Annotated in this window: 8 protein-coding genes; 2 read left to right on the top strand and 6 right to left on the bottom strand. The window is 71.9% G+C overall.

The annotated features are described in order from the left end of the window. Positions 1-684, bottom strand: a 684-nt coding sequence (locus ABZ818_RS04235; RefSeq protein WP_361410552.1) for a HAMP domain-containing protein, incomplete at its 3' end; no start/stop codon positions are given. Positions 685-1,034: 350 nt separating this feature from the next. On the opposite strand from ABZ818_RS04235, the gene ABZ818_RS04230 reads away from it, so the two are divergent. Together ABZ818_RS04230 and ABZ818_RS04225 are read left to right on the top strand one after the other, a co-directional pair. Beyond that, on the top strand, positions 1,035-1,364 hold the full coding sequence (locus tag ABZ818_RS04230) for an STAS domain-containing protein (RefSeq protein ID WP_361410549.1): 330 nt from the start codon (positions 1,035-1,037) through the stop codon (positions 1,362-1,364). A gap of 209 nt (positions 1,365-1,573) precedes the next feature. Continuing rightward, positions 1,574-1,945, top strand: a complete 372-nt coding sequence (locus ABZ818_RS04225) for a PRC-barrel domain-containing protein (protein WP_361410546.1) — start codon at positions 1,574-1,576, stop codon at positions 1,943-1,945. An 83-nt stretch (positions 1,946-2,028) separates the two neighbouring features. Here ABZ818_RS04225 and ABZ818_RS04220 read toward each other — a convergent pair whose 3' ends face one another. The 5 genes from ABZ818_RS04220 to ABZ818_RS04200 form a co-directional block, all read right to left on the bottom strand. Further along, a complete protein-coding gene (locus tag ABZ818_RS04220; RefSeq protein WP_361410543.1) occupies positions 2,029-2,463 on the bottom strand; it encodes an ATP-binding protein in 435 nt (144 codons plus the stop codon). Positions 2,464-2,691: 228 nt separating this feature from the next. Beyond that, positions 2,692-4,599: an AMP-dependent synthetase/ligase gene (locus ABZ818_RS04215; RefSeq protein ID WP_361410540.1), complete on the bottom strand. Its 1,908-nt coding sequence runs from the start codon at positions 4,597-4,599 to the stop codon at positions 2,692-2,694. A gap of 133 nt (positions 4,600-4,732) precedes the next feature. Beyond that, positions 4,733-6,967, bottom strand: coding sequence for a 1,4-alpha-glucan branching enzyme (gene glgB / locus ABZ818_RS04210; RefSeq protein ID WP_361410537.1), 2,235 nt, complete (start codon positions 6,965-6,967; stop codon positions 4,733-4,735). Positions 6,968-6,971: 4 nt separating this feature from the next. After that, the gene (locus tag ABZ818_RS04205) at positions 6,972-8,360 is read right to left on the bottom strand and encodes a maltokinase (protein ID WP_361410534.1); all 1,389 of its coding nucleotides are present in this window, start codon (positions 8,358-8,360) and stop codon (positions 6,972-6,974) included. 29 nt (positions 8,361-8,389) lie between these two features. Beyond that, positions 8,390-8,706 (bottom strand): alpha-glucosidase C-terminal domain-containing protein (locus ABZ818_RS04200; protein ID WP_361410531.1); only part of this gene is annotated, 317 nt, incomplete at its 5' end.

Here is an 8,706-nt window from a genome sequence, read left to right as displayed (position 1 = left end):
TTCGCCGCGGGCGTCGACGGTGATCTTCTGGGAGAGGTCGCCCTCGGCGACCGCCGTCGTCACCTGGGCGACGTTGCGGACCTGGGCGGTGAGGTTGCCCGCCATGAAGTTGACGGAGTCGGTCAGGTCCCGCCACACACCCGCCACGCTGGGCACCTTTGCCTGCCCGCCGAGGCGTCCTTCGGTGCCGACCTCGCGGGCGACGCGGGTGACTTCGTCGGCGAAGGCGGAGAGCTGGTCGACCATCGTGTTGACGGTCTCCTTCAGTTGCAGGATCTCGCCGCGCGCGGGCACGTCGATCTTCTGCGACAGATCGCCCTTGGCCACCGCCGTCGCCACCTGCGCGATGTCACGCACCTGGGTGGTGAGATTGCCCGCCATGGCATTGACCGAGTCGGTCAGATCGGCCCAGGTGCCCGAGACCCCCGGCACCTCCGCCTGACCGCCGAGCGTGCCCTCGGTGCCGACCTCCCGGGCGACCCGGGTGACTTCGGAGGTGAACACGGACAACTGGTCGACCATCCCGTTGAACACGGTCGCGATGTCGCCCATGAGCCCGTCGGCGTCCTCCGGCAGGCGCGTGCCGAAGTCGCCGTCCCGCACGGCCGTCAGGCCGGCCAGGAGCTGCCGCAGCTCCCGGTCGCCCGGAACGGCGTCGAGGACCTCGGTTCTGTCGCTGGTCATGCGCACCCTCGTCCCGCTCCCCAGGAGTCCTCGCCGGTGAGGACTCGGACATCTCCAACGGGCCGCCGCGGGCCCGCCGACGTGCGTGCATTTCCGCGATTTCACGGATCTGCGTGATGAGAAATACGCCGCAGGCTAACCCACTCGGCCCGCCCCGAACAAAACACGTGCGTCAATATCCGGCCCGGTGAATTCGCCCCCGCACGCCGTGCATGACCTCGGGCTTCAGGGGTACGCGAACGTTTTGACCGCATGGCGTACCGCATGACGCCCCGTGCGGAAGGACCCGAAGACCTCGGCCCCGGAAAGCTCGTATGACAACAATGCCGCCTTCGCCCTTCAGCCTCTCCGTGGAGAGCCGTGGATCCGTCGTCGTGGTACGCGTGGGAGGCGACCTCGACTACCTCACCCGCGGCCAACTCCTGGACGCGGTGACCGTGGTGCTCACCCGGCGTCACGCGGCCCGGCACCCGGTCGCCGACGTACGCCTGGAGTTCTCGCGACTCGAGAGCGTCGACTCCTCCGGCCTGTCCGTGCTGCTCCAGATCCGGCGCCTCGTGGACGAGGCGGGCGTCGCACTCCACCTGGACGAGCGTCCGGCCGTCCTGGAACGGCTGCTGGACATGACCGGAACGCTGGAACTGCTCACCTGCCGGCCCGGGAACATCTCCGCACCCTAGGACATCTCCGCGGCCGAGGACGCCACCGGGCCCGCTCGTCGGCCGGTGATCTGAGGCTGCGCGGCGACCGCGCCTCCCGCACCCCCGCCCTTCGCGGCGCGGCGCCGAATGCCGTGGTCGGAGAAGGGTAGTTGGTGCGGTGAGAGCCGACGGACCGGGACCGCCGGCCCGAGGCTCGTGACACGTCAGCCCGGGGAGGAAGGAGCAGCGTGACCATAGAAAGAATCTGGTCGTATCCGCCGCAGGTCGCTCGTACCGAGGAAGAGGACCTGACCGGCTTCACCGTCGTCGCCACCGACGGCACCGTGGGCCACGTGGACCGGGAAGGCGGTCACTCCGGGATGCGGCACCTGGTCGTGGACACCGGGGTGTGGGTGTTCGGCAGGAGCATGCTGGTGCCGGTCGGCATGGTCGCCGGCATCGACTCCGCGGAGCGGAGGATCACGGTGGCCTGTTCGCGCGGGCAGATCAAGGCGGCGCCGCCCTTCAGGACCGACAGCGAGACCAGGGACCCGGCGTATCTGACGCGGGTGGGTGCCTACTACCACGGGCTTCCACCCCGCGAGGCGACCAGCGCCTGAACCGGTGCGGCCCGCCGGTCGGGTCCTGACACCGCGACCGAGCCCGGACCCCGTCCGCAGCCGGGGCTCCGGGTGATCGGGGCTCACCAGGGCAGGAAGACGTGCACGTCCTTGCCGTGATCGTTGACCACCACGCTCACCTGGTCGCACAAGGTGTGGATCAGGTGCCAGCCGATGCCGCCACCGCCCCGGCTGGGGCGGAACGGCCGCGGGGCCGGCTGTGTGGTGCTGGTGTCGCTGAGCGTCACGTGCACCCCGTCGAAGGTGCGCCGCATCCGCAGCTCGAACGGCCCCGGCGCGTACTGCACCGCGTTCGCCGCGAGTTCCGTGACGACCAGCAGGATGTCGTCCCAGTGCTCGGGTGCCGCCGGCAGCGAGAGCCGTGCGACCTCGTCGAGGAACTCCTCCGCGGCGAGTCGCGCGCCCGTGACATGGTGCAACTCACCCGCGAAGCGGGCGGTGCGGCTCGGAATGCCCTCGCTGGCCAGTGTGTCGTCCCCAGGCGGCTCGAATGCCATCTCGCCTTCCGGCCCGGCCCCGTCGGCCGGGCTGTCGTCCTTTCTTTCCCTTGCGTCCACTGTCTTGTTCCCAGGGGCGCGGAGCCTACGCTTGGGCGTCGCAGGCAGCGGAAGGCAGGCAGTCGGCAGGGGGCGGACGGCAGCACTGAGCGGGCAGGAGGCGGTCGGCGACAGGGAATCAGGCAGCGGGCAGCCGGCCCGGTGCGGTCCCGTGTTTTCCGGCCCGCGTCAGCGGAAGACGTTGTCGGAGTCGTCCCAGTCGGCCATAGGGTCGTACGCGGTGTCCCGGCGCGGGGGGCGGCTCCGCGCCTGGTACATGGCGTCGATCTCGACCGCGTAGTGCCGCACGATGACGTCCCTGCGCAGCTTCATCGACGGTGTGAGCAGACCGCCGGCCACGTCGAAGGGCGCGGGCAGCACCCGGAAGACCCGGATGGACTCCGAGCGGGAGACGGCACTGTTCGCGGCGGCGACCGCCCGCTCGATCTCCTCCCGCAGCGCGTTCTCCTCGCGCGCCTCCTGCTCCGGCGCGTCACCCTGCAGCGCCAGGGCGGCACGCCAGTGGGCCAGGAACTCCGGGTCCAGGGTGATCAGCGCCCCCACGCAGGGCCGGTTGTCGCCCACGACCACCGCCTGGTGGACCAGCGGATGCATCCGCAGCCGCTGCTCCAGCGGGGCCGGGGCCACGCTCTTGCCGCCGCTGGTGACGATGATGTCCTTCTTGCGCCCGGTGATCGTCAGATAACCCTCGGCGTCCAGCTTCCCGATGTCCCCCGTGGCCAGCCAGCCGTCGCGCAGCGCGGCCCGGGTCGCGGCCTCGTCGCCCACGTACCCCTGGAACACCGACGGCCCCTGGACCAGGATCTCCCCGTCGTCCGCGACCTCGATCGCCGTGCCCGGCAGCGCCGTGCCCACGGTCCCCGACTTCTCCCGGCCCAGCGGCTGCATGGTGATGCCGCCCGCGGTCTCCGTGAGCCCGTATCCGTCGTGCACGTAGATGCCGATGCCCTCGTAGAACAAGGTGAGTTCGCGGCTGAGCGGGGAGCCGCCGGAGGTGGCGCGGACCACCCTGCCGCCCAGCGCGGTCCGCAGCTTGCGGTACACCGTCCGCTCGTACAGGGCGTGTTGCAGCCGCAGGTCGAGCCCGGGGCCCGGACCCCGGCCCAGCCGCTGCCGCTCCAGCGCCGTGGCGAAGTCCCGGGCGGTGTCGGCCGCCCGCTCGAACAGCGCGCCGCGGCCGGCCTGCCGGGCCGCGTGCAGGAAGTTCTTGTAGATCTTCTCGAAGACGGAGGGCACGGCGTAGAAGTACGTCGGCCTGAACGTGCGCAGCGCCGACGTCAGCGCCTCCTCGCCCAGCTCCGGTTCGTGGCCCATCAGGATGCCGCCGCGGACGCACAGGCCCTGGACCATCAGCCCGTACACGTGCGAGAAGGGCAGGAAGGCGAGCACCGACGCCTGCTCACCGGGCGGCGCGGCGGTGTGCCCCCAGCCGGCCAGCAGCGTGTCGCAGGGGCTCGCCAGCGCGCGGTGGCTCAGCGCGCAGCCCAGGGCGCGGCCCGTCGTGCCGGAGGTGTACGCGATCGCCGCGGTCGCGTCCGGCAGCACGATCCGGCGCAGCGAATCCACCGTGGTCGGCGGTATCACCGCTCCCCGTTGCACCAGGTGCTCCAGAGCCCCCGCATCGAGCTGCCACACGTGCCGGAGCCGGGGCAGCGTCGCGCACACCGGGCCGACCGTCATCACGCCCTGCTCGTCCTCGACGACGACGGCCACGCACTCGGAGTCCCGCAGGATCCACTCGACCTGCTCGCGCGAGGAGGTCGGGTAGATCGGGACGACCTCGGCGCCGACCGCCCACAGCGCGTACGCGAGGACCGTCCACTCGTACCGGGTGCGGGCCATGACCGCCACGCGGTGGCCGGGCGAGATCTTGGCGGCGACCAGCCCTCTGGCCAGGTCGGTCACCTGGTCCCGTAGCTCAACGGCGGTCACCTCCTCCCACACCGGGGAGGAGGGGTCGGCGCGGCGCGCGAGCACCGGCAGGGTGGGACGGGTCTGCGCGGTCTCGAAGACGCTGTCGGCGAGCCCGCCGGTCAGCGGGGCGACAGCGGACGGAGCGAGGGCGAAGTCGCGCATGCGCTGCTCCTGGGGTTTACGGAGGTGACTCCGCCGATGAGTGGGGTGGTCGACGAGGATCGAATGTAGCCCAGGTCAGCGCGTCACGGGCCCCGAACCGGGAAGTAGCCCCGTTTCCCCCGCCCCCGCCCGCTCAGGCGGGGCACGGAGTCAGCCAGAGCGTGGCGAGCGGGGGCAGCGTGAGCCTGATGTGCCCGTCCTCCGGACCGCCCTCCGGTTCGAGCGGCCCGCGGTTGGCGACGCCGCCGCCGCCGTAGCGGGCGGCGTCGGTGTTCAGGACCTCGCGCCATGCGATGACCTCGCCCGGCACGTCCAGGCGGTAGTCCTCGCGCACCACGGGGGAGAAGTTCGACACCGCCAGCAGCGGGGCGCCGGCCGCGTCGTGGCGCAGGAACGCGTAGACGTTGTCGTCGGCTGCGTCCACGGCCACCCAGCGGAAGCCCTCGGGCCGGGTGTCGCGCTGCCACAGGGCCGGTGTGGCCCGGTAGAGCGTGTTGAGGTCGCGCACCAGGTCCCGCACCCCGCGGTGGTCGCCCGCGGCGCAGTAGTCCTCGTCGAGCAGCCACCACTCGGGTCCGTCCTGCTCGGAGAACTCGCCGCCCTGGGCGAACTCCTGGCCCATGAACAGCAGTTGCTTGCCCGGGTGGGCCCACATGAAGCCCAGGTACGCGCGGTGGTTCGCGCGTCGCTGCCACCAGTCGCCGGGCATCTTCGACACCAGCGCCCGCTTGCCGTGGACCACCTCGTCGTGCGAGATCGGCAGGACGTAGTTCTCGCTGTAGGCGTACACCATCGCGAAGGTCATCTCGTGGTGGTGGTACTTGCGGTGCACCGGCTCCTTGCTCATGTACTGGAGCGAGTCGTGCATCCAGCCCATGTTCCACTTCAGCCCGAAGCCCAGGCCGCCGCTGTCGGTCGGCGCGGTCACCCCGCCCCAGGCGGTCGACTCCTCGGCGATGGTCACCACGCCCGGGGCGCGCCGGTACACGGTGGCGTTCATCTCCTGGAGGAACGCCATCGCGTCCAGGTCCTCCCGGCCGCCGTACGCGTTGGGTGTCCACTGGTCGGAGTCGCGCGAGTAGTCCAGGTAGAGCATGGAGGCCACCGCGTCCACGCGCAGGCCGTCGACGTGGAACTCCTCGCACCAGTACACGGCGTTGGCGACGAGGAAGTTGCGCACCTCCGTGCGGGCGAAGTCGAACTCGTACGTCCCCCAGTCGGGGTGCTCGGCGCGCTGCGCGTTCCCCGGCTCGTACAGCGGGTCCCCGTCGAAGCGGGCCAGCGCCCAGTCGTCCTTGGGGAAGTGCGCCGGCACCCAGTCCATGATCACGCCGATCCCGGCCCGGTGGCAGGCGTCGACGAAGTACCGGAAGTCGTCCGGCGAGCCCAGACGCGCGGTCGGGGCGTAGTAGGAGGTGACCTGGTAGCCCCAGGACGGCCCGAAGGGGTGCTCGGCCACGGGCATCAGCTCCACGTGCGTGAAGCCGAGGTCCTTGACGTACGCGGGCAGTCGCTCGGCCAGTTCGCGGTACGTCAGCCCCGGCCGCCAGGACGGCAGGTGGACCTCGTACACCGAGAACGGCGCCTCGTGCACCGGGGTGTCCGCGCGGTGCGCCATCCACTCCTGGTCGCCCCACTCGTGGTGGGCGGCCGTCACGACGGACGCGGTGGCGGGGGGCACCTCGGTGCGCCGTGCCATCGGGTCGGCCTTGAGGAACCGGCCGCCGTACTGCGAGGTGATCTCGAACTTGTACTTCGCGCCCTCGCCGATGCCGGGCAGGAACAGCTCCCAGACGCCCGCCGCGCCCAGCGAGCGCATCGGGAAGGCGGTCCCGTCCCAGTGGCTGAAGTCGCCGGCCACCCGCACGCCCCGGGCGTTCGGCGCCCACACCGTGAACCGGGTGCCCCGCACGCCCTGGTGGGTCATCGGCTCCGCGCCCAGCGCCTGCCACAGCTGCTCGTGCCGGCCCTCCCGGATCAGGTGCAGGTCCAGCTCGCCGAGGGCGGGCAGGAAGCGGTAGGGGTCGTGCACCTCGTACTCGTCCCGCTCGTAGCCGACCACCAGGGTGTAGTCGGGGACAGCGGCCAGGGGCAGTACGGCCGAGAACAACCCGTCGCCCTCCGAGGCGAGCGGGGTGCGCTCGCCGTCCACGACCACACTCACCGCGCGGGCGAAGGGACGCAGCACCCGCAGGGCGATACCGCCCGGCACCGGATGCGCGCCGAGCAGCGCGTGCGGGTCGTGGTGGGCGCCGGACAGCAGGCGCTCACGGTCGGCGGGATCGAGCGGCGGGGCCGTTCGGGCCCGTGCCGCCGCGGGCAGGACGGGGCCGGACGGCTCGGGAAGTGACGTGTCGCGCAGTGCCACCGGTTCAGCCTCCTCTCACGGCGAGACGTTCGATCGCCGCCATCGGTACGGCGAGCCAGTCGGGACGGTGCCGGGCCTCGTACAGCACTTCGTACACGGCACGGTCCGTCTCGTAGGCCCGCAGCAGGGCGTGTTTCTTACGGGGGTCCCAGCCGGAACGGGAGGCGTAGCCGGCGCAGTACGCCTCCCGGCAGCGGCGCGCCCACTCCGGGCGCCAGGGGCGGCGCTGGCGGGCGGCGTAGTCGAAGGAGCGCAGCATCCCCGCCACGTCCCGCACCGGGGACTCGGGGATGCGGCGCTCGGCGAGCGGACGCGACGGCTCGCCCTCGAAGTCGATGACGAACCATTCGCGCCCGGCCCGCAGCACCTGGCCGAGGTGCAGGTCGCCGTGTACGCGCTGGGCGGGCGGCCCGGCGTCGCAGTTGGCCAGCGCGGCGAACGCGGTGCGCAGCCGGGTCGCGTACGGGCGCAGCGCGGCGACGCTGTGCGCGGCGGCCTCCAGATGCTCGGTCATCGTCGCTGCGGTGCGCGCGATGTCCTGGTGGGCACCGGTGGGGAAGGCACCGGCCAGCGCCAGGTGGACCTCCGCGGTGGCCTGTCCCAACTGGTGCGCCTGGGTGGTGAAGTCGTCACCGGTGGCCAGGGCCCGCAGGGCCAGCGTCCAGCCGTCGGCCGCGTCGCGCAGGAACGGCTGGAGCACCCCGAGTGTCGCGGGCTCCGGTTGCGTGGTGTGGAGCCAGGCCACCGGAGCGGGCACCCGGGTGCAATCCTGCCCGGCCAGGGCCCACGGCACCTCCAGGTCCGGGTTGACGCCCGGCTGGATGCGGCGGAACACCTTCAGGATGAACTCGTCCCCGTACACGATCGAGGAGTTGGACTGCTCGGCGTCCAGCAGCCTGGGCACCAGGTCACCGGGGATCAGTACGGACGGGTCCGCCTCGAAGTGCAGCGGGCCGGAGGCGCCGGGGTGGCGCAACCGCTCCAGGAGCAGCTGAGCCGAACGCGGGTCGCACAGCGCGTCGTAGATCGCGAAGCCGGCCAGCGGCCCCTCCTCGGGGCGGCCGATGAACGCCCGGTGCAGGCGCGGGGCCAGCTGCCGCCGTACGCCGAGCAGCAGTTGGTAGCAGTCGGCGGGCGGCGCGGCGGGCGTGCCGGTGGGGGCGGGGACCGTGCCGGGACCGGAGGGGACGCCCGCGTGCTCGGCGTGGACGAGCAGATGCAGACACCCCGGGAACAGCTCCGTCATCGACAGCAGACGCAGATCGGTGACGGGCCGGTCCTTGCCGGCGAACCAGCGCTGCTGCGGCAGCCATTCGCGCAGCAGCGAGTTGAGCGAGGCCATGGGCCCGGCCAGGCTCGCGGCGCTCGGCGTCAGCGATGCGGTCTTCGGCATGGTCACGCCTCCTTTCGTCGGCCGCACGCTCACACGCGTCGGCCGGTCCGGGATGCGACGTTGGCGGTGAGCCGGAACCAGTAGAACCCGTGGCCGGCCAGGGTGAGCAGGTAGGGGAGTTCACCGATGGCCGGGAAGCGGACTCCGCCGATGAGCTCGACCGGGTGGCGTTCCTGGAAGGCCCGCAGGTCGAGTTCGGTGGGCTGGGCGAAGCGGGAGAAGTTGTGGACGCACAGGACCAGGTCGTCCTTGTACTCGCGCAGGAAGGCGATGACCGCGGGGTTGGAGGACTGGAGTTCGGTGAAGGACCCCAGCCCGAAGGCGGGGTTCTGCTTGCGGATCTCGA

The organism is Streptomyces sp. NPDC047453 (assembly GCF_040643155.1).
GTDB lineage: Bacteria > Actinomycetota > Actinomycetes > Streptomycetales > Streptomycetaceae > Streptomyces.
This window is presented reverse-complemented; position numbering and strand designations above follow the sequence as displayed.